This is a genomic window from Limnobaculum allomyrinae (genome assembly GCF_016649425.1).
In the GTDB taxonomy this organism is placed as follows: Bacteria; Pseudomonadota; Gammaproteobacteria; order Enterobacterales; family Enterobacteriaceae; genus Limnobaculum; species Limnobaculum allomyrinae.
Genome location: NZ_JADRCR010000011.1, coordinates 29,081 through 55,581, shown reverse-complemented (window position 1 = coordinate 55,581; position 26,501 = coordinate 29,081). Strand labels below are relative to the sequence as shown.

Here is a 26,501-nt window from a genome sequence, read left to right as displayed (position 1 = left end):
GAGTGAATATTGCTAAATATAGTATTCGCGGTATTGATATATGGGGCTTTCGCAACATGGCTCAGTTTGTTGACTATCTGTTTGATGATAGCGATATGAAAACCGGAACGCTGGTTGCGATCAATGCTGAGAAGGTAATGACCGCAGAGCAGGATAAGCCTTTGCGTGAATTGATTGATGCAGCTGAGTATAAATATGCTGATGGAATCAGCATCGTACGTTCTATTCGTCGTAAATATCCGGATGCTGATGTACAGCGTATCGCTGGTGCCGATCTCTGGGAAGCATTAATGGAACAGGCTGGAAAGCAGGGCGTACCGGTATTTCTGGTGGGGGGAAAACCAGAAATATTGGCAGAGGTTGAGCAAAAGCTAAAAAGTCAGTGGAATGTAAATATCGTTGGTAGTCAGGATGGATATTTCAAACCGGAAGATCGCGAGGCTTTGTTTGAACGCATTCGTGCCAGCGGAGCAAGATTTGTGACGGTTGCGATGGGATCGCCAAAGCAAGAGATGTTTATGCGTGATTGCCGTAAGATCTATTCTGATGCGCTGTATATGGGTGTTGGTGGAACCTATGATGTGTTTACTGGCCACGTAAAGCGTGCACCAAAAGTATGGCAGAATATGGGGCTGGAATGGTTATATCGGTTACTTGCCCAGCCAACTCGCTGGCGCCGGCAGTTTAAGTTGCTTAAGTATGTTGTTTACCATTACACCAATCGCCTTTAGTGAATAAGTTATCACCAATAAAAAAAGCCCTTTCGGGCTTTTTTTATTGGTTAAACTCAAACAATTATTAGTTTTCTTTTATTGCAGAAGCTGCCATAGCCGCCTCTTTTTGCTCTTCAGCTTTACAGACTGCTGCAATAAATACCACATCAGTGGATGAGTTTATTGCGGTTTCTACGGAATCTTGTAGAACACCAATGATAAATCCTACAGCAACAACCTGCATCGCAATCTCATTCGGAATACCGAACATGCTACAGGCAACAGGAATCAGTAGCAGAGAGCCACCGGCGACACCTGATGCACCACAGGCGCATATAGAGGCAATAACACTCAGTAATAATGCGGTAGGAATGTCAACGGTGATATCTAAAGTGTATACAGCTGCTAACGTTAATACCGTAATTGTTACCGCTGCACCCGCCATATTGATAGCTGTACCAAGAGGAACTGCAACAGAGTAGGTTTCTTCTTTAAGTTTTAACTTCTTACACAGGGTCATGTTGACCGGAATGTTTGCCGCAGAGCTCCGGGTGAAGAAGGCGGGAATACCGCTATCACGCAGGCAGGTAAACACTAATGGATATGGGTTTTGACGCGTGATAATAAATGCAATTAGTGGGTTAAGTACCAGCGCTACCACTGCCATACAGCCAATTAATACTGTTAACAGGTGAGCGTAACCACGAAATGCAGAGAAGCCTGTTTCAGGGTCTGACAGCGTTGCTGAGACTAAACCAAAAATACCAATAGGAGCAAAGCGGATCACTAAACGAACAATAAAAGTAATACCGTAAGAGAGATCGCTGACGACGGTTTTGGTGGTATCAGATGCATGGCGTAAAGCCACACCTAATGCGATCCCCCAAACCAGAAGGCCAATATAGTTTGCTTCCATAAGGGCTCTGACGGGGTTATCCACCATTTTAAACAGTACCGCATGAAGAACCTCAACTACGCTGCCAGGCGGGCTCAGTGAGGCATTGGTTGTGGCTAACAATAGTTTCGACGGGAATAAAAAACTACCCAGAACAGCAATTAAGGCGGCAGCAAAAGTACCAATCAGATACAGCATAACAATTGGCCGCATATTGGTTTTCTGGCCTTTTTTGTGGTTGGCAATAGAAGAGGCAACCAGAATAAAGACCAGAATAGGTGCAACAGATTTCAATGCACTGACAAATAAGTTACCTAAAAGGCCAACGGCCTGAGCGCCGCTTGGTGATACAAGTGCCAGAATAATACCGGCCAACATGCCTATCAATATTTGGGTAACGAGGCTACCGCGTAGAAAGCCAAATGGCTTTTTTATGTTACTCACTGTGGTTGATCCCTAAAATAGATATTATTTCCTAAGCCTGTCTTTCCGGGCGTTTTTGTGCAAATAAAGCACCGTCACCAGGTGTGGTGATGTTTAGCTGACCGGAAATCTGTGTTTGCTTTTATTAGTGTGCGAATGTATTTCTCATTCGCTGACTCTGACTTTAAAAGAGGTTGAGGAATTCTGGAAGCAAAAATTAGCAATAAAGATAAATTAATTATGAGTAAAATATGTTTTACCCCGGTTTTGTGATAAAAAAGTAGCCGAATCGTTGATGAAGTGAGCAATTAGAAAAATTCCTGAAAAAAGGGCTAGACAGATGGGTTCTAAATCCGTACTATCCTCACCGCAACGGCGCACTGCGCGCCCGTAGCTCAGCTGGATAGAGCGCTGCCCTCCGGAGGCAGAGGTCTCAGGTTCGAATCCTGTCGGGCGCGCCATAAACAGTGCGCAGGGCGTGATTAATGTCCAAGGTTTGGATACCGGGTTGAGCAAAGAATTTATGGTGGCTATAGCTCAGTTGGTAGAGCCCTGGATTGTGATTCCAGTTGTCGTGGGTTCAAGTCCCATTAGCCACCCCATTAATTTGTTGGTATAGTAAGTTTTAGATTTTTGTGTAACTGCGAAGGTGGCGGAATTGGTAGACGCGCTAGCTTCAGGTGTTAGTGTCCTTCGGACGTGAGGGTTCAAGTCCCTCTCTTCGCACCACACGAATTTAAAATAACAAATAAAAAGTAGTGCCTGATTCGGCGAGTAGCGCAGCTTGGTAGCGCAACTGGTTTGGGACCAGTGGGTCGGAGGTTCGAATCCTCTCTCGCCGACCAAATTTTGAGAACCCCGCATATTGCGGGGTTTTTCTTTATCTGCGTTTTAAATAGTGGTTTGATAATCACTCTCTTCTGTTTAATTCATTGGATTACCGGTTTCTTAACCACCAAATGAGAATCGCACTGTTAATCGCAACAGTAATCCAGAACATCCATTGAAATGACTTCTTGCTCGATTTATGGCGGAATAATTGTTGTGCCATCAGAGCTCCAGGCCATCCACCGATGACACCCAGCCATAACAGCGTACTTTCTTTAATACGCCAGGTATGGTTTTTGGCTGCAGACTTATCTTTACCGTAGAACAGAAAGGTTATCAGGCTTAATGTGGCATATAAAATCACAACTGGTAACGGCAGCCAGCCAAACCAAAATGCCAGCGCGATAGCAGATATAAACAAGATAATCACCAGTAGGGTGGTGAGGCTAGAGGTTCTGTATTTTTTGTTGGTATCTGTCCGTGATTTCATACTGTCGTTGATCTCTTCTATATTTTCTTTGCTTTGTCGTTACTTAAAGACACTTAATTAATTGATTATATTGAATAAATATATAACAGGAATTAGGTGTCTCTAAAAAGAGACGTCTTGTCCATGCGCTTTGTGCTCTGCGGAATAAGTATAAAAATAGTAGTAAAAACAAAACACAAAAATAATGATTTTATAATCAATATGTTACGTTAATTTATTATATTCTTATCTGAGTTAGTAAAAGTTGGCATGATAAGTGCATTATCTTATATGTAGATGCTCATTCTCCTTTTTATGATAGTTGGTTTAAGAACCACTTCATAATCCAATGAATGATGCAGAGCCGAGTAATGGTGTCTATCGTCTAGCTTTATGATGACATTGTCATCAAACATTAGACATAACGTTGAGTGAGACACCACCATGTTGTCCTTTGACCTGATTTTTTTCTCACACTTGCCCTTATAGGCAAGTGTTTTTTTTGTCTGAAATTTGTTGTCCTCTGATTAAGTTAGAGGATATTCAGGACAAATAAAAACGGACTCATATCCTGAGCCCGTTTCATTGCGATTGAAATCATTGTTACTTCAGGGAGAGTGCTAATCCCTGGCGCCGTATTTGTGCGGCTTCTTGTGTACGATTTAGTTTATCCAGAGCATCTGCCAGTAGTGCATAGTCCTTGGCATCGGGATGTTGCTCAATCGCTTGTTTCAATACTGCGCTGGCTTGTTCCCATTCACCGTGCTTCATTAACAGTTGACCCAATGTACTATTTAGCAGTGGTGTTGCGCCGTGTTCCTGAATCTGCATTTTTAGCTCTTTTTCCAGCGGATCAGGATTGCCGGATTCCAGCTTTTGAATTAACAGAATCAGCCTTTCATCATATTGATGTTTTAAACCGTCCAGAATGATCTTTTGTGCCTGCTCATTATCATCACAATCGATGAAATGGGAAGCCAGTTCAACCTGAAGCGTTTGGTTATTACGCACTTTACGTGGCTGATTCTTCCACCATAGCTTCAGCCCTTCGCTACCACCTTCTGACATGGCCTGATCCATTAAGCCGATGTAAGTATCGAGACGCAGGGTTTCCAGCGTATCTTCGTCATAAAGTTTAGCTTTCTCAATAGAAGGAATAATTTCCAGCAAAGAGGCATAGCCACCGGTTTTTAAATAGGCTTGCTGAGCCAAACGTAATACTTCCGGATGACGTGGAGCATCATTAAGTAACTGATCGATACCGTGTCGTGCAGCGTGATATTCACCTTGTGCTAATTGAATGCGGATGCGAGTAATATCAACCGGAAGTTGATCGGTATCCGCCAGCTCTGCAGCACGGCTCAGGTAGTCATTCACGCGTTGAGTGTCACCATTTTGCTGTGCAGCTTCAGCTGCCAGCAAATAGTTCACCACCGGTTGCTCTGCATGGTCAGCGTTACGGGTTAGTAATTTCTCAACCTGAGAGAAATCACCTTCGGTCAGCTTAAGCATTGCAGCTCGGGTTTGTTTGCGCGCGCGAGTGCTTTTACGACCAATAAACCAACCTTTGGTACGCGCACTGGTATGAAAAATACGGCGTAGTACCCACTCAAGGCAGAACAGAACGATAAACAGCAGTGCGATAAGGATAGCAAGACCGGTTACGCTCATTTTAATGTCGTAATTATCCGTTTGGATCATTACTGCACCCTGATGTCCTGCCAACATCGGACCTACCGCTATGCCTGCAACCAGTATCAATAATAGAAAGAGTAAACGCAGCATGTTTAACCCTCCTGATTACTGGATGGATGGGCTGATTCTGGGGCAGGTGCCGTTGTTGGAGCTGAAACCGGTGCTGGCGGTGCGATATCACGAGTACGTTTTCTCGTTACGGCATCCAGCAGCGACAGACTTTTCAGTTCTTTAGGCATATCCAGATTAATGGATTGCTGAGTGAGCTCATCAAGCTGGCTTAAAAACGCTTTAGTTGACGAGTGATCCGGATCGAAGTAGGCGCGAACCCAGGTAGACACGCTGTCCAGCGATTGCTGATAAATTTCGCTTTGATGACGAGAAACTGCTCTGGCTGCAATTAACAGTTTTAAGCGCAGGTTTTCTCTCAGATAAGTATCCTGATCGGGTGTTAACAGCGGGCTGGTTAGTTCATTCGCCGGAACATCGCGGGCGCGAATGGTAATGAACTCTGACATAAAGTTATGCCAGCTGTTTTTCAAATTCTGACGCCAGTCTTTCAGCTCACCGCTAACTTCGGTGCTGCTTTTATCCAGCGGCGCATTATCCCAGTCAGTGCTGGCGGATGGCAGATTCATCACTTGATCAGAGAGTTCATTTAATCTCAGGGCGATACCGTCGAAATCGATCTGGCTTACCGCTGAAATAGAGTTGATATCCTGAATAATTGCCTGACGAACCTCACTTAGGCTAGGGTCATTAAATTCAGACAGTGATTTATCTGCACTTTTTAGCATATTGATTGCTGTCGCTGCATCTTGCTCAATCCACAGCTTACGAGCCGCCATTTTGACCAGGAAATCAGCTTCAGACAGATGCCATATTTTGCTATCACTGGAAGCGATAGTGGTAACCTTATTTTGTAGCTCTTGCAGCGTTGATATTTGAGCGTTTAGCTTATTATTTTGCTCGGTTATCTGCTTTTCAGTATTTTTCAGCTGCTGAGTAAATTCATTTTGTGATGCTAATAACTGACCATCTTCTTTAGATTGACCGGTTTTCAGCGTATCAATTTGAGCCTGTAACTGTTGTATTGTTGCCTGCTGGGATGCAGCCCATTGATGACCGTGGTAATAAAGACCACCGCCAAGCGCAATGACTAAAGCGATCGCGATCGCTCCTAATGCAACACCAGACCGGCTACCTTGCCTGACTTTTGGCGTTTGAGTATTTGTTTCTTTTTCAGCTGACACGTTCTCTTGTTCAACTGGTGCTGATGGGGTCGTTGAATCCGTCATCTTGGCACATCCCGTAGTTAAATTTGTTGTAGCGCACGCAATAGCGCATCGTTATCTGCATTATCTGCAATTTGGCAATGCATCCAGCCTAAAGTATTGGCCAGAGCAGCAAGTCGTTCACTGACTACCAGCAATTGGCAACTAAGTAACCAGCTACGATAGCGTTCAGGAACCAATTCGTACAGTTGTTGTAACATTTCTCCACTGGTAATTACCAGCGTGTTAACGTTCATCTGTTGCCAGTGAAGGCAAAGTTTCTCGCCATCATAAGCTATCGGGTGACGTTGATAACATTCACAAAACGTTACTTCAGCTCCCCGTTTTTGAAGTTGTTCTGCCAGAAATGGCCTACCGCCGTTTCCACGCAAGATCAACACTCTTTTTCCGGCAACATGCTGTAATTGAGGTAATTTTAGCAGTTGTTCACTGATTTCGCGACCTTCAGGACGAGCCACCGGATAGTTTGTTACTTTTTCAAGTTCTCCGGCAGTTTTCTCCCCGATAGCCAAATAATCTATACTATCAGGCCAGGAATAACACTCTTCGAGCAATTTGTCCCTTGCGTAATATACCGCATGTTGGGAAGCCGCGATCAGTAAGTCACCCTGACGTAAATTATTTAAATAATCAGGTAACTTATTAAGTTCATCGCCAGGGGTAAAGCGAATCAATGGGATATGGCAGGCATTACTCCCCTGCGCAATGAGTTGTTTAACCAGCTCATCACCGGCAGGAGAGGGACGCGTAACCAGTATGGTCATCAGGACTGGCTATCCTGATAGACGCGTTGCAGAATGTCATCGGCTCCCTGACTGAGTAGTTCTTCAGCCAGAGCGATGCCCATCTTTTCAGCATTGGAGGCAGGGCCGCGACATTCTGCGCGGATCATTTTACTGCCATCCGGTGCGCCAACCAGCGCCCTGAGCCAAAGTTCATCGCCTTCCAGCACGGCATAGCTACCAATTGGCACCTGACATCCGCCTTCCAGACGAGCATTCATGGCTCGTTCAGCCGTCACCCGAATTTCTGTTGCAGCATCATTTAGCGGCGCTAACAATTCACGGGTTCTTTGGTCGTTCAGGCGGCACTCGATACCTACTGCACCCTGACCTACCGCCGGTAAAGACTCTTCCGGCGTCATAAAATTACGAATACGTTGTTCCAGCTTCAGGCGTTTTAAGCCAGCTGCAGCCAGAATAATGGCGTCATATTGGCCATTATCCAATTTGCTCAGGCGAGTACCAACATTACCGCGCAGGTCTGTAATGACTAAATCTGGACGACGGGCACGCAGTTGGCACTGGCGACGCAGGCTTGAGGTGCCAACGATACTGCCGGCAGGTAAATCATCCAGTGAATTAAAGAGGTTAGAGACAAATGCATCACGTGGATCTTCGCGTTCGCAAATGGTAACTAAACCCAAACCTTCCGGAAAAGCGACGGGTACATCTTTCATTGAATGAACGGCAATATCTGCTCGTCCTTCCAACATGGCGATTTCCAGTTCTTTAACAAATAGCCCCTTGCCACCCACTTTAGCCAGAGGCGTATCCAGAATGATATCGCCGCGAGTTACCATGGTCACCAATTCAACCGTCAGGTTTGGGTGAAAAGCTAACAAGCGATCCCGGACGTAATGTGCTTGCCATAACGCCAGCGGGCTTTGGCGAGTCGCAATACGAATAGTGTTAGTAGACATGCTTTATCATTACCTTTTTATTATGTCGTCTTATTCTACCAGTTGGTGCCTTGGGTGTCAGCGCAGCATAAAAATTATCAATATTTGAAATGAAATGAAGTCCCGATGCTTTTTGCTGAAATTATTTATTATTCAGCAGGAAGGTCTGATATCTACCTCGAATGTTGTATTGAATTGTGAACAAAATAGTGTGGGAAGCGGTGACAGAAGGGGGAGATACCTTTACGCCTACCTCACAAGGTGTTAAATTGATCACGTTTCTGGCAATCAATGAACGATTGTATTTGCTAAATGGACGAGCAACCAGAATGCAGTTCCTTTAACAATCTTGGGAATCAATCAGGCAAATCGTCTTGCATCTTAATATGACTCTATTAAAGCAGCGATTGGATACGCTAAATCAATTACGTATCGATCGGGCTATGGCGAATATGGGATCTGCTTTCCGGCAGGTTTACATGCTGCTGCCCGTTTTTTTGCATTATCACCACCCGAAAATGCCTGGTTATCAGGATGGTATCGTTCCTAACGGTATCTGCGCCTATACACCTAATGAAGCTCAAACACAGTATCTTGCCAACTTCTGTCAGAGCACCGATATTCCTCTCAATCAACATGCAACCCAGGCGCTACCGATTACCGGTGTTTACAGCATGGGAAGTACCTCCTCTGTTGGCCAAAGTCAGTTTTCCGATCTGGATATTTGGATCTGTCACCAGTCATGGCTAAACGGTAACGAGCGTACTATTTTGCAGGCAAAATGCCTGTTGCTGGAACAGTGGGCTGCTTCGTTGGGTGTGGAAGTTAACTTCTTTTTGATTGATGAAAACCGCTTCCGCCAAAATCAGAGCGGTAAATTGGATAACGAAGATTGCGGTTCAACCCTGCATATTCTGTTATTAGATGAATTTTATCGCAGTGCTGTGCGTTTAGCGGGTAAACCTGTTTTATGGAACGTGGTTCCTGATGAACAGGAGATGAATTATGAAGAGTATGTTTCAGCGCTATTTGCTGACGGAACGCTACAGCGCGATGAGTGGATAGATCTGGGCGGTTTAGGCTCGCTGTCTGCTGAAGAGTATTTTGGTGCCAGTCTGTGGCAATTGTATAAAAGTATCGACTCGCCGTATAAAGCAGTGTTGAAAACCTTGCTGCTTGAAACCTATTCATGGCAATACCCTCAATCACAACTGTTGGCAATAGAGATTAAACAGCGTTTGCATAATGGTGAACTGGACTCTTTCAGTCTGGATGCCTATTACATGATGCTGGAAAGAGTGACCACCTATTTGCAGGCGATTGGTGATGATGCCCGTCTGGATCTGGTTCGCCGCTGTTTTTATATGAAGGTTTGTGAACGTCTGTCTGAATCGACCGATACTATTCCGGCTCAGGGCAACTGGCGTCGGGAAATTCTCAGTCAGTTAACCCGAGATTGGGGCTGGGATACGGAACGAATGCAGATTTTGGACGATCGCGCCAACTGGAAAATCGAACGCGTCCGTGATGCACACAATGAGCTGCTGGATGCCTTGATGCAAAGCTACCGTAACCTGATTCGTTTTGCCCGCCGTAATAATTTAAGCGTTAGTGCCAGCCCACAAGATATTGGCGTACTAACCCGTAAGTTATATGCCGCTTTTGAAGCTTTACCGGGCAAAGTCACATTAGTAAACCCACAAATATCACCAGACCTGTCAGAAAAAAACCTTACGTTTATTCAGGTGCCTGTTGATCGGGCAAATCGTGCCGGATGGTATTTGTATAATCAGGCTCCACAGGTTGATTCTATTATTGGGCATCAGCCATTGGAATATAATCGCTACCTGAGCAAACTGGTGGCCTGGAGCTATTTTAATGGTTTACTGACGCCGGATACGCACCTGCATGTTAAAAATAGTCAGTATTGTAGCAATGATAAATTGCAGGTGTTTGTTGCCGATATTGCCAAACATTTTCCATTAAGAGTACCGGCACCTACACCAAAAGCGCTATACAGCCCTTGTGAAATTCGGCACCTGGCTCTGATTGTTAATCTGGAAAATGATCCAACAGAATCCCTGTTGCAGCAAGATACTCCACCGTTTGACCTCGGAAAATTAGATGTATTCAGCTTCGGTAATCAGGAGCAGTGCCTGATTGGCAGCGTAGATTTACTGTACCGTAACTCATGGAATGAGGTTCGTACTCTGCATTTCAGCGGCAGCCAGGCGGTAATTGAAGCGCTGAAAACGATTCTGGGTAAGATGCATCAGGATGCGCTACCGCCTGAATCAGTCGATGTCTTTTGCTATAGCCAGCATCTGCGTGGATTAATTCAGACGCGTCTGCAACAGCTGGTATCAGAATGTATTAGCCTGCGTTTATCCAGTACGCGTCAGGATTCAAATCGTTTTAAAGCATTGCGTCTTGCCGGGCAAACCTGGGGATTATTCTTTGAACGTCTGAGCGTTTCGGTGCAGAAGCTGGAAAATGCCGTCGAATTTTATGGAGCAATTTCCAACAATAAGCTGAATGGAATTCCGATTCAGCTAAAAGCGGGTCAGGAACATTTACCCGAAATTATTGATGGTTCCGCCAGTGAAGGGATTATTCAGTTCTTCTTTGAAGATACGGATAAAGGGTTCAATATCTATATTCTGGATGAGCTAAATCGGGTTGAAGTCTATTTGAACTGTCAGGGGTGTATTGAAGAGTTGGTATGCGATGTTAGTCGTTTCTACGCCTCTTCCCATGAACGTTTCACTTACGGTTCGGGTTCGGTTAACTTTAATTTGCCGCAGTTTTATCAAATTATTCAGTCCGAGGATGAAGCGCGAATTATCCCTTTCAACAGCAATTCAATTTCACCGTTGAGTGCGCCATCGGTGCCGATCACTAAAAAAGATATTCTTCTTAGTCATACTTTCTGATTTGCATTCTGGTAATGCATTATATATTTTCTAAAAATCACTCCTATTTCTATTTTTAATGATAATTAATTTCTGTTAATTAGTTAGAATTTATACATTCCTCAAAAAATCGATGTCATTGGTTAGATTGATTTTATCTTACTTAGTAATACTATAATTTCCGGGACACTATATTCTGTCAGCTTATTATTCTTTATATATTGAGAATGTAATGTTTCTGGACGCGTTGTAATTTTAATGAAATTTAATGATATTAATTTATTGTATATTTATGGCAGAAGCTACTTACCTAGTAATTATGTCAGGATTGATAGGTCTTGTATTTGTGTGCTTTAATTATGCAAAGTTATATTAATCCTGAGTATAAATAGCTTTTGTAAAAATACCGCATGTAATAAAAAGAATATTAGATATGTTTAATATTCATAAATAGGGATGTTACTTATGGATACTGGCTTATATTTCTCATGTAAAGTTGGCGATTTGCCTGAATCAACTTTTGATGTCGTTGATTTTACATTGGAGGAAGCGTTATCGACCTTGTTTAAATTGGAGGTTCAGGTAGCCAGTAACGATGCCAATATTAATATGGATGAGCAACTTTTACAAAAAGCATCTCTTACCATTAAGGTTGATGGACAAGTAAAACGTACCATTAACGGCATTATTGAAGAAGCATTTCGTGGTGACAGTGGTTTTCATCGGACCTATTATACTTTCACTATCCGTCCGGAACTCTGGTTATTAACATTAACTCAAGATAACCGAATTTTTCATTTCAATTCAATTCCAGATATTCTGGACCAATTATTACAAAAATATAATATCAGATTTGAATCAAAGCTGATTGACACACATAAGCAGTGGGAATACACCACCCAACGTAATGAAACAGACTATGACTTTTTTAGCCGTCTGGCAGCTGAAGAGGGAATTGTTTTTTGGTTTGAAGAAAACCAACTGTTTTACAGCGATAGCCGTACAGGCATGACGGGTGGTGAAAATCTGTTATATAACGCCCATGCTCAAAGTGCGAACCGTGAGTCTGTTATTCATAAACTACAGTATGGTGCCAGGATGAAGCCCAATGCTGTTCACCTGAAAGACTATAAGTTCTCCCATCCGGATGTTGGACTCGATTCCAAAGTTAAGCAGCCAGGCAAACGTCCATTATTTACTATCTATGAAAGCTACGGCCGTTATGATGATGATGGTGTGGCTCAACAGTACGCCAAATATCGTCTGGAAGCTCATCAGGCAAATAGCCTGTCGGGTCAGGCTGAAAGTAATTGTATTCAAATGATGCCGGGTAAAATATTTACTATTGCAGAACATCCGGCCGATGCCATCAACAGCAACTGGCAAGTTGTTAGTATCGTTCATCGGGGTACATTGCCTCAATCAGTGGCAGAAGAATCCTCTGATGCAGTTGCGGTAATAACCAATCAATTTAGTTTTATACCGGGCTCAGTTGACTGGCGTGCGCCATTTTCACCCAAGCCAACAGTATATGGTGATGAGACTGCTACCGTTGTTGGACCAGCAGGTGAAGAAATCTACGTGAATGAATATGGTCAGATAAAAATTCATTTTCACTGGAATAAATATGATGCACCTGATGAGAACGCATCCTGCTGGATTCGGGTATCACAAAACTGGAATGGTGATGGCTTTGGATTTTTATCCACCCCACGAATAGGCCAGGAAGTTGTTGTCTCTTACCTGAATGGCGATATTGACCAACCTATTGTCATGGGTACGACTTATAACGGAAAAAACAGCCCGCCGCTGGACCTTCCCGCCGCTAAAACTCAAATGTCGATAAAATCGAAAACCCACAAAGGGGACGGTTTTAACGAATTACGCTTTGAGGACTCAAACGGTAAGCAAGAAGTGTTTATGCACGCACAGCGCGATATGAATACCAGCGTGCGTAACAACCGAACTACTGACGTTGATAAAGACCATACTGAAAATATTGGTCAGCACCAAACGGTTAACGTAACGTCAAATCAGAGCACCAATGTAGGAGGGAATCAGTCAATTGATGTTAAAGGCCAGCGTACTGACCATGTCGTGCTGGATGAAACTGTCAACATTGATGCCAATCAGACTATCACTGTCGGTGCCGATCAAAAAATTGAGGTAGTAGGGAACCGTACCGATCATGTCAAAGTTAATGAAACGGTAAACATCGATGGTAATCAGGAAACCACAATTAAAGGAACGCATACCGTTAAGGTTTCCCAAAAACAAGATGTCACAATTACCGGACCAGAAACGACAACTTACGAAAATACCCATAACTTCACCATCAACGGCGTGCAAACAATTACGGCTAAGCAGGCAAGAAATCTGACGGTTAACGGCAAGCTAACTGAAAAGTTTACTGCTTCTCATGACATGAATGTCACAGGCAATCAGAAGATTGATGTGACGGCAAAACAGTCAACACATGCCAAGGTAATTGATATTAACGGCGATGATGAAATCAACATTACCTGTGGAGGTTCATCATTAAAGTTAAAGTCAGATGGAACTATTACGCTGAAAGGTAACAAGTTTGTTGTTGAAATGGCAGATAAAATGAGTGTTGATGCAGGCAAAATTGAGCTTAACTAGAACTTATCAAATAAGGGAACGCTGATTTATGGCGGTTGAAATCAAAAATCCGGTTGAGCGAAAAATAGCAGAGATTGAACAACGTTGGCTGGAGGCATCATCAAACGCTGATGCAAGATTATTCATCTGGCGGGTGCCTCAGGAGTCCGATCGTTTGATCCACGGTTTCTTTGCTCTACAACAGCAACCGGATAATGAATACAGTACTCAGGATCTGTTTATCAATTTTCAGGAGCCTTACGAAATTGCCTATCAGTATTGTCACGCTATTGAGCAGGCATTTATTGAGCGTTATGAATCAACTGATATTGAAGGTGAAAAGTGGGCGTATTCTTCATTAGCACCCTGCTATCGTTTTACTGAACTTAATGCGTTATTAGAGAGCTTTATTGCTCATCACGGTCAGTTTTTTCGTTATCTGACAATTGTACTCATGCCCGGGCAAATCAGCCAGATCAATGCCTTTACTACCTGGCTTGGCGAGTGTTTAGCTACGCCGGTTGCCGACCGAATTCGCTTCGTGGTTACTGACACTACTGAAGAACAAGTCTGGCAACCTCTGATTGATGACCATCTGAAGTTGACTCATCTTATTGAAATTAATATTGATGAAATGGAGTTGATGCGCCAGATCCTCAATGAGTCTCCCACTACTGATGGTGTTGATATGCTGCGTTTCAGGCAGTTGATGGTTGATACTTTTATCGGTTTAAGCAACGGCAATACCAGTCAATTAGGTGTTCGTGCGCAAAAAGCTATTGATATCGCAGCGAAAAACAATTGGTTCGATCAGCAAGTTGTCATGTATAGCATGTTGGCTGGCGTATATTTAAAAAATGCCGATATTCCGGATGCGGTTAAAAATTACAGGCTGGCACAGCAGGCAGCGACAAATATCCCATTAGAGCCTCAGCAACTGCTTCTACAGACTCAAAGTCTGTTTGGTGAAGCGGGAGCCTGGTTTATGGGCAAAGAGTATTTACATGCCTCTGAGGCCTATTATTCAGCAGCGCTTTTAGCTCAAAAGCTCCCTCAACCACTCTGGGTTATTGAAGGGTATCGAGTGTCGGGATTTAGCCTGTTGGAAGCCAACGTTAATGAACGACTAAATGAAGTGGTTGATCGCTATTACCATGCATTTATGGCAGGTATTGCGTTACCTGCTGATGAAAGAATGCAAAGTACATTTATGTTTATTTTTCAGGATATTATGAGGCTGGTGGATAATTCTTGCGTTGAGAAGTTGGTTCAATTAGCTGAAGTTTATTATCAGCGTCAGGGTGAAATTATTTCGTCAATTGAAGAACGCCAAAAATCACTGAATTATCCACCATCAGCAAGCCAGATTGCACAGTATGATGATGAGCTGGAACAACAAATGGTGAAGCTGTTCTATCTGGTGTTGCAGGCCCGTGAAGATTTGATTGCTCAGGCTGGTGAGTCTTTTAAACAGCTTATCAGTATCGCCCGCTTTTATTCACATCCTTACTGGAGTGTGCATCAGGATATTGTCCACCCGTTTGATGAGCCGAAAGAAGAGTGGCTACCGCTAACAGATTATACGCCCACCATTGAAATTGAGGACGATGATGTACCAGAAGCATTTTATACGTTACTCAAACACATCATTATTCCTGATAAAAACCAAGGAGAGGCAGCATGAGTTGGTTTACCAAAAAATGGCTAATCATGGCGGTACTGATACTTATCGCCATCGCTGTCGGTTATTTGTGTCCTGAATATGTCAACGAGTTGCGTGTTTTTTTACGGCAAGTTGGTCGGGCGTTCTGATTAATCGATAAACAAAAAGGGATTTGTTGATGAATGGAAGTAAACATTTCGACCCCCAATTAGGCGTTGATTTTCATACTTATATTGTTCCCCCTGCGCCGTTACCAACGCCGCATATTTCTTTAGTGGTTGATATTTTTGATTATCTGCCAATTATTGGGGCCACGACAACCATTCATGGACTAAAAAGAACCGTAGCAGGAACGGAAGGAAAAGTAGTTCATATCCCAATTGGTACCTGGGCACCACCTTATGCGGCTCCCATGGGCCCGCAGAAGGATGATGAACTATTTATGGGAAGCCGTACGGTCATTGTTGATGGTGACCCGCTTACTTACCGTTTACTACCAACGCTAAGTTGTAATATTGTTGGTATCCCCGCGCCATTTCGCCCGAGACAAAAAGATAAGCCCATACCTAAATCGCTGAGCTTGCCGCTTACCGCCAATATTGCCTTACCTCACAATGTCCATGTTGGGGGAATTCCCACCATAAGCATGATGGCTATGGCGATGAAGGCAGGTTTAGGTGCTTTTAAACGGCTTAAAAAGACCAAGGGCTTTAAAAATGCCATGGATAAATTTAAGAGCCTCCGCCAAAAGCTGTTTAAAAACATGGATAGCGGTTTCTTTAAATGCAAAGTGTTACGCGCAGAACCGGTTGATATTCGCGATCGTAGTGTGAGTTTACAACATATTGACTTCACTGTGAGTGGGCGCTTTCCGCTAAATTGGGTTCGATATTATAGCTCCGCTAATATTGATGAGGATGGATACTGTGGCCTTGGCTGGCGTACTCTGGCAGACACTGCTTTGCATCACCATCAGCAACAAGATTACTGGCAGATTGAGTTACCCGATGGTCCACTTGGCTTTATGGAAACACCGAAAGCAGCGGGTCGATCCCATGCTGTTTATGGTGTACCTGCGGGGCAGCTTTGGTATGAACAAGATCAACAGGGGACTCATTGGTTAGTTGAAGCCGATGATGTTATTTGGCGCTTTACCGATCAAAGTAAGCAAATATCTCCACATAACGTTCTTAATATTTCTAAATTGGAAGACAGGAACGGTAATCAGTGGCAGTTTATTTATCAAAATAATCAACTTGTTAAGTTAGTTGAATATAGCAACATTGATGCTACCGGACGAGAGATAGTCGTTACAACAGAACAACATCGTATTTTACAGATGTCTCTGTACGACACGCATCAGCCTGATGACAGTCAATATGAACTGGTCACTTATGAATATGATGGTTTTCGTCAGCTATTTCACCATATAGATAATCAGGGCTACGCCCGGCAGTTTCGCTATCAGGATAATTATTATCTGTGTGCCCATCGGGATCGACTGGGGCAAACTTTCTATTATGAATATGATGATGATAAAGCCGTTATCCGCGCCTGGGGTGATGGCGGGCTTTATGATTACCACTTTAACTGGATTGAAGAGTGTAAAGAGCTTGAAGTAACAAATTCACTTGGTCATACCTCGTTAATTCGTTTCAGTGAAGATGGGGTGCCGGTATGTGAGATAGATCCAGAGGGTGGAGCAACCTTTTTTGCCTACGATGACTGGGGCCGTACGGTGATGGTAACGGAACCTGGTGGCAGAAAAACTCAATGGGAATACGATGAACTGGGAAATCTGGTCAAAGAGTCAGTTAATGGCGAAACTGAATTTTCTGTTATCTACCAAAATAATCAGCCAATAACCATTACCGATACTGGCGGTGGAGTCTGGCAATATGAATATGACACCCGGAATAATCCGACTAAATTGACTAACCCGCTTCAGATTAGCCAACAATATCGCTATGACGATTTAGGGCAGCAAATTGAGACTATCTATCCAAGCGGTGCATCGGAGTTATTTTGCTATACCCCGTTGGGTTTTCTCCTGACCAGAACTGACACAGCACAACAGGTAACCACATATCGCACGGACTACCGTGGCAATCTGCTTGAAGAGACTAACCCATTAGGTCATATCACCCGTTATCGTTATGACGGTAAAGATCGGCTAATACGTGTTGACGGTTTCAACCAAAAACCGGTGCATATTGCCTATGATGCTGAAGATCAGGTGATTGCTTACCGTGATGAGGCAGGACTTGAAACTCAATTAACTTATAACGGCACCGGTGAAGTTACTGGTTGTCGCACGCCAGATGGCGAATGGATCCGCTACTACTACGATACTGAAGACCAACTGACGGGTGTCGAAAACCAGCGTAACCAGCGCTGGCAAATTAAACGAGACAGCCTGGGGCGCATCATTGAAGAGGTTGATTACTGGGGACAAAGCCGCCATTACCAGTACGACCTGAATAACCATATGGTGGCAAGCCGTGATGCATTGGGCGATACGCTGAATTTCCGCTATGACCGACAGGGAAATTTGATAGAAAAACGTCACAATGATATGCCGTTAACACAGTATCAGTATAACGCCAGACGGCAGATCACCGCATGTCATAACCCGTGGCGAAAACTGGAGTGGTCATATGATAACGCCGGGCGCTTAACCGAAGAGTCGCAGGACGGTTTTGTTATTCAGCATCGTTATAACGCGGTGGGGCAATACTCGGGCCGTATTAGCGATATGGGTAATGAGATAACACTGGGTTATAACTCTGCGGGTCAATTAAGTGACATTCAGCTTAATCAGGATGAGCCAATAGCGTTTGATTATGATGCGCTGGGGCGGGTTAAACAGGAAAAGCTCACGGAAACACTGAGGCGAGAGCTGGACTACAACGAGCAAAGTTACATTACCGCTCAACGGGTTTTCAGCGATGCTCAGCCGTTATTTGAAACGGTTTATCAGTATGACAGCGTGGGTCATTTAACTAAACGGCAGGATAGCCTGTGGGGGACTGATACTTATCATTACGATAAAGTGGGCCGTCTGGTTACCCATTCCGATCCGCTGGGCAAAATCAAAACCTTTGTTTTTGATGCGGCGGGTAACCGCCTGAAAGATGTGGTTCAACAACGTTATCACCGTGATGAAGATGGTGAAGCGCTTTATCGTGATAGCTCACTGGATGGCGTTCGTTATGTTTATGACCGAGTAGGACAATTGGTTAAACGCCAGCGTGATGGTGGCGAAGCAGAACAGTTTGTATGGAATGAAAGCCGGCAGCTAATTGGCTATCAGAAGAATGGGGTATCGACTGAGTACGCTTATGATGGTCTGGGTCGGCGCATCTGCAAGAAAACACCGGAGCGAGTGAGTTGGTATTTCTGGCAGGGAGATGCTTTGCTGGCTGAGGCTGAAAAGCCGATTGATTTTATTATTGAACCTGACAACAACAGCGATATTACTCAACCTTGCTTACTCACCAGAGCAAACAGTGAGCAATATAGGCAGGCACAGCTTAAATTTTTGTTTGAGGATTTAAGAGAGTACGTTTATCATCCCGGAACCTTCAGGCCTCTGGCGTTAATTGACAACCAACAGCGGCAGAAAACATCTTATTACTATCACTGTGATATTAACGGCGCACCGCTGCGCCTCACTGACGCCGCAGGCAACATCGTCTGGTCAGAAAGAAGCGGAGTATGGGGTGAGAAAGGAACGGTTTATGCTAATCAAATCCATAATCCACTCAGATTTCAGGGTCAGTATTTTGACGAGGAAAGTGGTTTACACTATAACCGGTATCGGTATTATGATCCGGTTAGTGGGGGGTATGTTAGTCAGGATCCGATAGGGCTGAACGGCGGAATCAATCTCTACTCGTATGTACCGAATCCGCTGAGTTGGATCGATCCGCTTGGCTTGAAATGTACTCATTCAGCCAAAAACCCGAAACAGGCCCATGCTGCTATTAAAGATAAATGGGGCCACACGATGTCTAAAAGAGAAATGCGTGAACTCCAGAGCACAATTGATAGGATTAAATTAAACAAACCGCGTTATTCAAATGATGGAACTCCTTTTGGTAATACTCATACTAAAGGAAATCCTAATAGCCAGCGTCTGGATACAGGCAGTGGTCCTTATACTGAATGGACGGTTAAGACACCGGATGTAGGTACTAATGGGCAGAGAAGAATAGTGGTTGATACCAAAACAGGAAAAGCCTACTACACTCATGATCATTACGAATCTTTCATAGAAATCGATCTTGGGGGGTGGAAATGATGAGGGTAGAGAAAACCATAATTCTAAACCTTTCAGATATAAACGATATTGATTCTCTATATAAGGAACTGGCTTTATTGTTTGGTTTTCCAGATTTTTTCGGGAGAAATGTCGATGCAGTTATCGATTGCATATTTGGAGTTCGATATCCTGAGGAAGGAATGACTAAAATAAATATTAGCAAAGATGGATGCCTTGCTTTAAAAATTAAAAATTTCTCTAATGCACCTGATATTGTGAAGGAAACAATAATTTCTATTATCGAGTTCGTAAACTATAAGTATCAATTTAAAGAGATGAATCCGGCAATTTTGTTGCATTTAACAAAATGATATTAAATCAATAAGAAATAGCTGCAATATAAAACACAGGCCATTTTTTATTTGGTGAAATAACGGTGTCAGAGAAACTTAATGTAATAAGAAGCTGGAGATCATTTAATTATCCCGGCTTCGGGCGATACACTGAATTTCCGCTATGACCGACAGGGAAATCTGATAGAAAAACGTCACAACGATATGCCGTTAACACAGTATCAGTATAACGCCAGACGGCAGATTACCGCATGTCATAACCCGTGGCGAAAACTGGAGTGGTCATATGATAACGCCGGGCGCTTAACCGAAGAGTCGCAGGACGATTTTGTTATTCAGCATCGTTATAACGCGGTAGGGCAATACTCGGGCCGTATTAGCGATATGGGTAATGAGATAACACTGGGTTATAACTCCGCGGGTCAATTAAGTGGTATTCAGCTTAATCAGGATGAGCCAATAGCGTTTGATTATGATGAACTGGGGCGGGTTAAACAGGAAAAACTCACTGAAACGTTGAAACGAGAGCTGGACTACAACGAGCAAAGTTACATTACCGCTCAACGGGTTTTCAGCGATGCTCAGCCGTTATTTGAAACGGTTTATCAGTATGACAGCGTGGGTCATTTAACTAAACGGCAGGATAGCCTGTGGGGGACGGATACTTATCACTACGATAAAGTGGGGCGTCTGGTTACCCATTCCGATCCGCTGGGCAAAATTAAAACCTTTGTTTTTGATGCGGCGGGTAACCGCCTGAAAGATTTGGTTCAACAACGTTATCACCGTGATGAAGATGGTGAAGCGCTTTATCGTGATAGCTCACTGGATGGCGTTCGTTATGTTTATGACCGAGTAGGACAATTGGTTAAACGCCAGCGTGATGGTGGCGAAGCAGAACAGTTTGTATGGAATGAAAGCCGGCAGCTAATTGGCTATCAGAAGAATGGGGTATCGACGGAATACGCTTATGATGGTTTGGGTCGGCGCATCAGCAAGAAAACTCCGGAGCGAGTGAGTTGGTATTTCTGGCAAGGTGATGCCCTGTTAGCCGAGGCTGAAAAGCCGATTGATTTTGTTACTGAACCTGACAATAACAGCGATATTACCCAGCCTTGCATACTCACCAGAGCAAACAGCGAGCAATTCCGACAGGCGCAGCTTAAATGCCTGTTTGAGGATTTAAGAGAGTACGTTTATTACCCCGGTACCTTCAGGCCTCTGGCGCTAATTGATAACCAGCAGCGGCAAAAAACATCTTATTACTATCACTGTGATATTAACGGCGCGTCGTTGCGTTTAACGGATGCAGCCTATCATATAGACGTCATATTTTGAGTGCAAAAAACCAGATTACATCCAGAAAACGGGAGCCATTACCAACCTGCCCCCGAATTACTCCCACCTAATCCCGCAAATAAACCTCTTCACCCGCCTGTTCAGTACAGGCTTCTGACAGCACAGAGAAAAACTCCTGCCCGCTGCGATCGCAAAACCATTGCCCATCACGATAGTCAAAATGGTATCCACCGCTTTTGGTTGCCAGCCAGACTTGGTGCATAGGCTCTTGTTTGTTAATGATAATCTTAGTGCCATTCTCAAAAGAGAGTGACATCACCCCACCATTGATTTCATAATCAATATCGGCATCGCTATCGATGCTATCAATGGCTTCTTCGATGTTATGCATCAGTTTTTCGGCCAGTTGATGAAACTCAGTATCATTCATAATCAGAATTCCTATTGCTTTTCGTGATCTAGCTGCGATTATAGAGGGCTAAACAAAATGAATCACAGGCTTATTTTAATGAATACATTTTTTCGTTGCTCACTCTTAGTACTGACAACCTTTTGGCTTGCTGGCTGCGGCTTGAAAGGGCCTTTATATATGCCAACGGACGAGCCACCTAAGAAGGAGTCTCCGCTAAAACCGACGCAATCACAACCTGCACAAACAGAAAATAATACTCAGGTTGATAAAGCGACCAAAGAATAATCGTTGGTTTATCCACTAAAGTTTACTTTGCTCACGTAATCAACCGGGAGTGCGTGATACAGACATTCAGGGTATTTTGGTTGTATCAGATAAATACAGCATAAAAAAACAGATTAGGCAGACACTATGGATTACTTTAATTACAAAGACGGGCAATTATTTGCTGAAGATGTACCGGTGGCAGAGCTGGCGGCTCGTTTTGGTACACCTCTTTATATCTATTCTCGAGCGACCATTGAGCGCCACTGGCATGCATTTAATGATGCGTTATCTGGCCATCCTCATCTGATTTGTTATGCGATCAAGGCCAACAGTAATCTGGCATTTCTGAATATTCTGGCTCGTTTAGGTTCAGGTTTTGACATTGTTTCGCAGGGTGAGTTGGAGCGGGTTCTGGCTGCTGGCGGCGATCCGGCTAAAATCGTGTTTTCTGGTGTGGCTAAATCGGAAATTGAAATTCGCCGGGCGCTGGAAGTGGGTATCCGGTGTTTTAACGTGGAATCTATTCCTGAATTACATCGTATTAATCAGATCGCTGGTGAGATGGGCGTTAAAGCGCCGATTTCATTACGCATTAATCCGGATGTGGATGCTAAAACCCACCCTTATATTTCTACCGGATTAAAAGAGAATAAGTTTGGTATCAGCTATCAAAAAGCGCGTGAGGTTTACCGCTTAGCGAACGAGATGCCAAATATTGCGGTCAGAGGTGTCGATTGTCATATTGGTTCTCAGCTTACTGAGCTTTCGCCTTTCCTCGATGCGACTGACCGCTTACTGGTTTTACTGGATCAGCTTAAAGAGGATGGAATTGAGATCCATCATCTGGATCTGGGGGGCGGACTGGGCGTACGCTATGACGATGAAACGCCACCAGAGCCGAAAGAGTATGCTGCTGCCTTGCTGCAAAAGTTGAAAGGTCGTGAAGGCTTAGAACTTTGCTTTGAACCAGGGCGTGCCATTGCCGCCAATGCCGGCATTATGCTGACTACGGTGGAGTACCTGAAAGATCAGGACGATCACCATTTTGCCATTGTTGATGCGGGTATGAATGACCTGATTCGCCCCGCTTTATATGAAGCCTGGATGAAGATCATTCCGGTGATTGAGAAACCAACCGGGCAGCATCAAACTTATGATGTTGTCGGGCCGGTATGTGAAACCAGTGATTTTCTCGGCAAAAATCGTGAATTGACACTGAATCAAGGCGATTTACTGGCGGTACGTAGCGCCGGAGCCTATGGTTTCACTATGAGCTCAAACTACAATACTCGCTGCCGTCCGGCAGAAATCATGGTTGATGGTGCACAGGCTCATGTGGTGCGTGAGCGAGAGATTTTTGAAGATTTGTGGCGCGGTGAGCATTTGGTGAAATAATATATCAGGATATACGTTTTCTGGTTTCACAGCTTCAGAATGGCTGGCCCGGCAAGACGAGAATTTAACTGGCGATAAATCAGTAAGATATAAGGTCGTCGAAAGTGGGGTATGAAATGCAATTCTCTAAAATGCATGGCTTAGGCAATGATTTTATGGTTGTCGATGCGGTGACACAAAACGTCTATTTTTCACCGGAGCTGATTCGCCGTCTGGCCGATCGCCATTATGGCGTTGGTTTTGACCAGCTATTGGTGGTTGAGGCACCCTACGATCCCGATTTAGATTTTCATTACCGGATATTTAATGCTGATGGCAGTGAAGTTGCACAATGTGGCAATGGTGCCCGCTGTTTCGCTCGTTTTGTTCGCCTGAAAGGATTGACCAATAAGCGGGATATTCGGGTCAGCACGCAAAATGGTCGTATGACACTCTCGGTTAGCGAGGACGATCTGGTTACCGTTAATATGGGCGAACCCGATTTTGATCCATCACAGGTGCCTTTTCGTGCGGCAAAAATGGAGAAAACCTACATTTTCCGCGCCGCTGAGCACACCGTGCTGTGTGGTGTGGTATCGATGGGAAATCCACACTGCGTTTTACAGGTAGATAATGTAGAAACCGCGAATGTGGAAGAGCTGGGGCCGCTGTTGGAAAGCCATGAACGCTTTCCTGAGAGAGCCAATATTGGCTTTATGCAGGTCATCAATCGTGGGAGCATTCGTCTGAGAGTTTATGAACGCGGAGCTGGTGAAACTCAAGCCTGTGGTAGCGGTGCTTGTGCTGCTGTTGCCGTGGGTATTATGCAGGGTGTACTGGATGATAATGTGAAAGTTGAACTTCCCGGTGGCAGTTTACAAATAAGCTGGAAAGGACCGGGATATCCACTGTACATGGTAGGGCCTGCCTCACATGTTTATGATGGGTTTATTCACTTATGAGTCAGCGTAAAAAAAAGGGATCAACCTCGGAAACACCACCGGTCAGTCTTACCGATGACATGGTTAGTCAGTATCTGCTGCACAATCCTGATTTTTTTATTCGTAATGCCCGACAAATTGAGCAAATGCGGGTTCCTCATCCGGTGCGAGACAGTATCTCATTAGTTGAATGGCAAATGGGCCGCCAGCGTAATCATATTGAGCAGTTAGAAGAAGAGATTACGTTATTGATGGAGCAGGCAACCACCAATGAGATTCTGTTTACCCGGCTGATTAACCTGCAATGTCAGTTGGTACAGGCCGATAGCCTGCAAGATTTATTAGATCGCTTACGGCAGTGGGCGCGTTCTCTGGGGCTGGTTGATGCCAGCATCCGTCTGTTTAATGAGAAATGGCATCTGGGGGCGCCTTCGGATTTTACCCATCTTGCTCTGCCGCGTCAGTCATTTGAATCAATGCGCATTCAGCGGCTGGGTAATCGTAATCAATATTTAGGGCCGCTGAATGGGCCGGAAATTCTGTTATTAATGCCTGAGGCCAAAATGGTCGGTTCTGTTGCGTTATCCCTGTTAGGAAAAAGAGGGGACTTAGGTATGGTGATATTTACCAGCCGTGATCCTCAGCATTACCAGCAGGGCATGGGTACACTGATACTCGATCAACTCAGTTTGATTCTGCCCGGTCTGTTATCCCGATGGATAGAGCCGGTATGACAGAACATCAAGATGAACTAAACTGCCCATCCTTACAGAATCCCGTCGATAGTTTTCTGCGTTACCTGCGAGTTGAACGTCAGCTCAGTCCCTATACTTTGAAAAGCTATCAGCGACAGCTGGCGGCGCTTATTGCTTTGCTGGTCGATATTGGATTGACGGACTGGACTAAATTGGATGCCGCAGGCGTAAGAATGCTGGTCACGCGTAGTAAGCGTTCCGGTCTGGAATCAGCCAGTCTGGCTCTTAGGCTCTCTGCCCTGCGCAGTTTTCTCGACTGGATGATTGGTCAGGGACAGATCACGGCCAATCCGGCAAAAGGGATCTCAACACCGCGTAAGGGTCGCCATCTACCGAAAAACATGGATGTGGATGAGGTGAACCACCTGCTGGATATCGATTTGAATGACCCTCTGGCAGTCAGAGATCGCACCATGTTGGAACTGATGTATGGCGCGGGTTTGCGTCTGTCTGAGTTGGTTGGTTTAGATTGCCGTCAGGTAAATCTGGACTCAGGTGAAATTCGGGTGGTAGGAAAAGGCAGTAAAGAACGTAAATTGCCTATCGGAAGAATGGCGGTAACCTGGCTGAATCGCTGGTTACCCATGCGTGAGTTTTATGCACCAGATGACGATGCGCTGTTTGTCTCAAAACATGGCAACCGAATTTCAGCCCGCAATGTGGAGAAGCGTTTCGCCGAGTGGGGGGTTAAGCAGGGAGTAAACAGCCATGTGCATCCGCATAAACTGCGGCACTCTTTTGCTACTCATATGTTAGAGTCCAGCGGAGACCTGCGAGCCGTGCAAGAGCTGCTGGGACATGCTAACCTCTCCACAACCCAAATCTATACCCATTTGGATTTTCAGCATTTGAGCTCGGTGTACGATGCTGCTCATCCACGCGCCAAGAGAGGGAAATCCTGATGCATTTTTATCGACCGCTGGGGCCTGTCAAAGCACTGACCTTCGATCTTGATGATACGCTGTATGATAATCGCCCGGTTATTGAGCGTACTGAACGTGAAGTTGTTAGCTTTATGCAACAACAGTTTCCTCAGGTTGCTGACTTAAGTCGTGAGGGATTTAATCGAATCCGTCACCAACTGTTGGAGCAGGAACCTGATATCTATCACGATGTCAGCGAATGGCGTCGTCGGGCGTTTGAGACCACCTTACAGGTTCATGGCTACAGCGATAATGATGCCCGACAAGGGGCTGAACTCACCATGGAGCACTTTAGTTACTGGCGTAGCCGTATTGATGTGCCGCAATCCACCCACACCACATTGAGCATGTTGGCGACACACTATCCACTGGTAGCCGTCACCAACGGTAATGCTAATCCGCACATGTTCGGTCTGAGTGACTATTTCCAACTGGTGTTACGTGCCGGGCCGGATGGTCGGGCGAAGCCGTTTGGCGATATGTATTTGAATGCCGCCCAACAGCTTAAACTGGCGCCAGAAACCATTTTACATGTAGGCGATGATTTGATTACTGATGTTGCCGGAGCAATACGCCATGGCCTTCAGGCATGCTGGATTAACGATCGCGAAAGAAACATTATGCATGAACCAACCGGCTGTTTATTACCCCATATTGAAATTTCCCGGTTGGAATCATTGTGTCGATTGATATAATCTATCCATTCATCTGTATAAA

The 26,501-nt window shown here is 44.5% G+C and carries 21 protein-coding genes and 4 tRNA genes; 18 read left to right on the top strand and 7 right to left on the bottom strand.

Annotation, left to right across the window (positions count from 1 at the left end):
• Positions 1-2: 2 nt before the first annotated feature.
• On the top strand, positions 3-731 hold the full coding sequence (gene wecG / locus I2494_RS17610; protein WP_218468381.1) for a lipopolysaccharide N-acetylmannosaminouronosyltransferase: 729 nt from the start codon (positions 3-5) through the stop codon (positions 729-731).
• A gap of 67 nt (positions 732-798) precedes the next feature.
• Here wecG and sstT read toward each other — a convergent pair whose 3' ends face one another.
• Entirely contained in the window at positions 799-2,052 is a 1,254-nt protein-coding gene (gene sstT, locus I2494_RS17605; protein ID WP_407657926.1) for a serine/threonine transporter SstT, read from the bottom strand.
• 363 nt (positions 2,053-2,415) lie between these two features.
• Here sstT and I2494_RS17600 point away from each other — a divergent pair.
• The 4 genes from I2494_RS17600 to I2494_RS17585 all read left to right on the top strand — a co-directional run bounded on the left by I2494_RS17600 (position 2,416) and on the right by I2494_RS17585 (position 2,876).
• Positions 2,416-2,492, top strand: a tRNA-Arg gene (locus tag I2494_RS17600).
• Between the two features lie 65 nt (positions 2,493-2,557).
• Positions 2,558-2,633 (top strand) — tRNA-His (locus I2494_RS17595).
• Positions 2,634-2,674: 41 nt separating this feature from the next.
• Positions 2,675-2,760 (top strand) — tRNA-Leu (locus I2494_RS17590).
• Positions 2,761-2,799: 39 nt separating this feature from the next.
• Positions 2,800-2,876 (top strand) — tRNA-Pro (locus I2494_RS17585).
• A gap of 92 nt (positions 2,877-2,968) precedes the next feature.
• Here the strand turns inward: I2494_RS17585 and I2494_RS17580 are convergent.
• The 5 genes from I2494_RS17580 to hemC form a co-directional block, all read right to left on the bottom strand.
• A complete protein-coding gene (locus tag I2494_RS17580; protein ID WP_218468380.1) occupies positions 2,969-3,349 on the bottom strand; it encodes a DUF1294 domain-containing protein in 381 nt (126 codons plus the stop codon).
• 582 nt (positions 3,350-3,931) lie between these two features.
• Positions 3,932-5,113 (bottom strand): protoheme IX biogenesis protein HemY, encoded by a 1,182-nt coding sequence (hemY, locus tag I2494_RS17575; protein ID WP_218468379.1) that lies wholly within the window; start codon positions 5,111-5,113, stop codon positions 3,932-3,934.
• Between the two features lie 2 nt (positions 5,114-5,115).
• On the bottom strand, positions 5,116-6,321 hold the full coding sequence (gene hemX, locus I2494_RS17570; RefSeq protein WP_218468378.1) for a uroporphyrinogen-III C-methyltransferase: 1,206 nt from the start codon (positions 6,319-6,321) through the stop codon (positions 5,116-5,118).
• Positions 6,322-6,338: 17 nt separating this feature from the next.
• Positions 6,339-7,082 (bottom strand): uroporphyrinogen-III synthase, encoded by a 744-nt coding sequence (gene hemD / locus I2494_RS17565; protein WP_218468377.1) that lies wholly within the window; start codon positions 7,080-7,082, stop codon positions 6,339-6,341.
• Positions 7,082-8,020 (bottom strand): hydroxymethylbilane synthase, encoded by a 939-nt coding sequence (gene hemC, locus I2494_RS17560; protein WP_218468376.1) that lies wholly within the window; start codon positions 8,018-8,020, stop codon positions 7,082-7,084. Before hemC ends, hemD begins: the two co-directional genes overlap by 1 nt.
• Before the next feature lie 365 nt (positions 8,021-8,385).
• On the opposite strand from hemC, the gene I2494_RS17555 reads away from it, so the two are divergent.
• The 7 genes from I2494_RS17555 (at position 8,386) to I2494_RS17530 (ending at position 21,151) form a co-directional block, all read left to right on the top strand.
• Entirely contained in the window at positions 8,386-10,932 is a 2,547-nt protein-coding gene (locus I2494_RS17555; protein WP_407657925.1) for a class I adenylate cyclase, read from the top strand.
• A gap of 444 nt (positions 10,933-11,376) precedes the next feature.
• Positions 11,377-13,554, top strand: coding sequence for a type VI secretion system Vgr family protein (locus I2494_RS17550; protein ID WP_218468374.1), 2,178 nt, complete (start codon positions 11,377-11,379; stop codon positions 13,552-13,554).
• Positions 13,555-13,582: 28 nt separating this feature from the next.
• The gene (locus I2494_RS17545) at positions 13,583-15,217 is read left to right on the top strand and encodes a hypothetical protein (protein WP_218468373.1); all 1,635 of its coding nucleotides are present in this window, start codon (positions 13,583-13,585) and stop codon (positions 15,215-15,217) included.
• Positions 15,214-15,345 (top strand): hypothetical protein, encoded by a 132-nt coding sequence (locus tag I2494_RS20575; RefSeq protein WP_267081335.1) that lies wholly within the window; start codon positions 15,214-15,216, stop codon positions 15,343-15,345. The genes I2494_RS17545 and I2494_RS20575 overlap by 4 nt, the downstream gene beginning before the upstream one ends.
• A gap of 29 nt (positions 15,346-15,374) precedes the next feature.
• A complete protein-coding gene (locus I2494_RS17540) occupies positions 15,375-19,499 on the top strand; it encodes an RHS repeat-associated core domain-containing protein (RefSeq protein ID WP_218468372.1) in 4,125 nt (1,374 codons plus the stop codon).
• Positions 19,496-19,831: a barstar family protein gene (locus tag I2494_RS17535; protein WP_228351000.1), complete on the top strand. Its 336-nt coding sequence runs from the start codon at positions 19,496-19,498 to the stop codon at positions 19,829-19,831. The genes I2494_RS17540 and I2494_RS17535 overlap by 4 nt, the downstream gene beginning before the upstream one ends.
• Before the next feature lie 186 nt (positions 19,832-20,017).
• Positions 20,018-21,151, top strand: coding sequence for a hypothetical protein (locus I2494_RS17530; RefSeq protein ID WP_218468371.1), 1,134 nt, complete (start codon positions 20,018-20,020; stop codon positions 21,149-21,151).
• A 67-nt stretch (positions 21,152-21,218) separates the two neighbouring features.
• Here I2494_RS17530 and cyaY read toward each other — a convergent pair whose 3' ends face one another.
• Positions 21,219-21,542 carry an iron donor protein CyaY gene (gene cyaY, locus I2494_RS17525; RefSeq protein ID WP_130590115.1) on the bottom strand — a complete coding sequence of 108 codons (324 nt, stop codon included), beginning with the start codon at positions 21,540-21,542 and terminating at the stop codon, positions 21,219-21,221.
• A gap of 78 nt (positions 21,543-21,620) precedes the next feature.
• On the opposite strand from cyaY, the gene lptM reads away from it, so the two are divergent.
• From lptM to yigB, 6 genes are all read left to right on the top strand, one after another.
• Entirely contained in the window at positions 21,621-21,809 is a 189-nt protein-coding gene (lptM, locus tag I2494_RS17520; protein ID WP_218468370.1) for an LPS translocon maturation chaperone LptM, read from the top strand.
• A 126-nt stretch (positions 21,810-21,935) separates the two neighbouring features.
• A complete protein-coding gene (gene lysA, locus I2494_RS17515) occupies positions 21,936-23,186 on the top strand; it encodes a diaminopimelate decarboxylase (protein ID WP_218468369.1) in 1,251 nt (416 codons plus the stop codon).
• A gap of 116 nt (positions 23,187-23,302) precedes the next feature.
• Complete coding sequence (gene dapF / locus I2494_RS17510) at positions 23,303-24,127, top strand: diaminopimelate epimerase (protein WP_218468368.1); 825 nt, start codon at positions 23,303-23,305, stop codon at positions 24,125-24,127.
• Positions 24,124-24,840, top strand: coding sequence for a DUF484 domain-containing protein (locus I2494_RS17505; RefSeq protein ID WP_218468367.1), 717 nt, complete (start codon positions 24,124-24,126; stop codon positions 24,838-24,840). The genes dapF and I2494_RS17505 overlap by 4 nt, the downstream gene beginning before the upstream one ends.
• Complete coding sequence (gene xerC / locus I2494_RS17500; RefSeq protein WP_218468366.1) at positions 24,837-25,763, top strand: tyrosine recombinase XerC; 927 nt, start codon at positions 24,837-24,839, stop codon at positions 25,761-25,763. Before I2494_RS17505 ends, xerC begins: the two co-directional genes overlap by 4 nt.
• Positions 25,763-26,479, top strand: coding sequence for a 5-amino-6-(5-phospho-D-ribitylamino)uracil phosphatase YigB (gene yigB, locus I2494_RS17495; RefSeq protein WP_218468365.1), 717 nt, complete (start codon positions 25,763-25,765; stop codon positions 26,477-26,479). Before xerC ends, yigB begins: the two co-directional genes overlap by 1 nt.
• The last annotated feature ends 22 nt before the right edge of the window (positions 26,480-26,501 follow it).

What these genes read in the sequence shown, in the direction of transcription:
- I2494_RS17580 (WP_218468380.1), bottom strand. Translation starts at nt 3,349, where the DNA reads ATGAAATCACGGACAGATACCAACAAAAAATACAGAACCTCTAGCCTC.
- hemY (WP_218468379.1), bottom strand. Translation starts at nt 5,113, where the DNA reads ATGCTGCGTTTACTCTTTCTATTATTGATACTGGTTGCAGGCATAGCG.
- hemX (WP_218468378.1), bottom strand. Translation starts at nt 6,321, where the DNA reads ATGACGGATTCAACGACCCCATCAGCACCAGTTGAACAAGAGAACGTG.
- hemD (WP_218468377.1), bottom strand. Translation starts at nt 7,082, where the DNA reads ATGACCATACTGGTTACGCGTCCCTCTCCTGCCGGTGATGAGCTGGTT.
- hemC (WP_218468376.1), bottom strand. Translation starts at nt 8,020, where the DNA reads ATGTCTACTAACACTATTCGTATTGCGACTCGCCAAAGCCCGCTGGCG.
- I2494_RS17555 (WP_407657925.1), top strand. Translation starts at nt 8,386, where the DNA reads ATGACTCTATTAAAGCAGCGATTGGATACGCTAAATCAATTACGTATC.
- I2494_RS17550 (WP_218468374.1), top strand. Translation starts at nt 11,377, where the DNA reads ATGGATACTGGCTTATATTTCTCATGTAAAGTTGGCGATTTGCCTGAA.
- I2494_RS17545 (WP_218468373.1), top strand. Translation starts at nt 13,583, where the DNA reads ATGGCGGTTGAAATCAAAAATCCGGTTGAGCGAAAAATAGCAGAGATT.
- I2494_RS20575 (WP_267081335.1), top strand. Translation starts at nt 15,214, where the DNA reads ATGAGTTGGTTTACCAAAAAATGGCTAATCATGGCGGTACTGATACTT.
- I2494_RS17540 (WP_218468372.1), top strand. Translation starts at nt 15,375, where the DNA reads ATGAATGGAAGTAAACATTTCGACCCCCAATTAGGCGTTGATTTTCAT.
- I2494_RS17535 (WP_228351000.1), top strand. Translation starts at nt 19,496, where the DNA reads ATGATGAGGGTAGAGAAAACCATAATTCTAAACCTTTCAGATATAAAC.
- I2494_RS17530 (WP_218468371.1), top strand. Translation starts at nt 20,018, where the DNA reads ATGCCGTTAACACAGTATCAGTATAACGCCAGACGGCAGATTACCGCA.
- cyaY (WP_130590115.1), bottom strand. Translation starts at nt 21,542, where the DNA reads ATGAATGATACTGAGTTTCATCAACTGGCCGAAAAACTGATGCATAAC.
- lptM (WP_218468370.1), top strand. Translation starts at nt 21,621, where the DNA reads ATGAATACATTTTTTCGTTGCTCACTCTTAGTACTGACAACCTTTTGG.
- lysA (WP_218468369.1), top strand. Translation starts at nt 21,936, where the DNA reads ATGGATTACTTTAATTACAAAGACGGGCAATTATTTGCTGAAGATGTA.
- dapF (WP_218468368.1), top strand. Translation starts at nt 23,303, where the DNA reads ATGCAATTCTCTAAAATGCATGGCTTAGGCAATGATTTTATGGTTGTC.
- I2494_RS17505 (WP_218468367.1), top strand. Translation starts at nt 24,124, where the DNA reads ATGAGTCAGCGTAAAAAAAAGGGATCAACCTCGGAAACACCACCGGTC.
- xerC (WP_218468366.1), top strand. Translation starts at nt 24,837, where the DNA reads ATGACAGAACATCAAGATGAACTAAACTGCCCATCCTTACAGAATCCC.
- yigB (WP_218468365.1), top strand. Translation starts at nt 25,763, where the DNA reads ATGCATTTTTATCGACCGCTGGGGCCTGTCAAAGCACTGACCTTCGAT.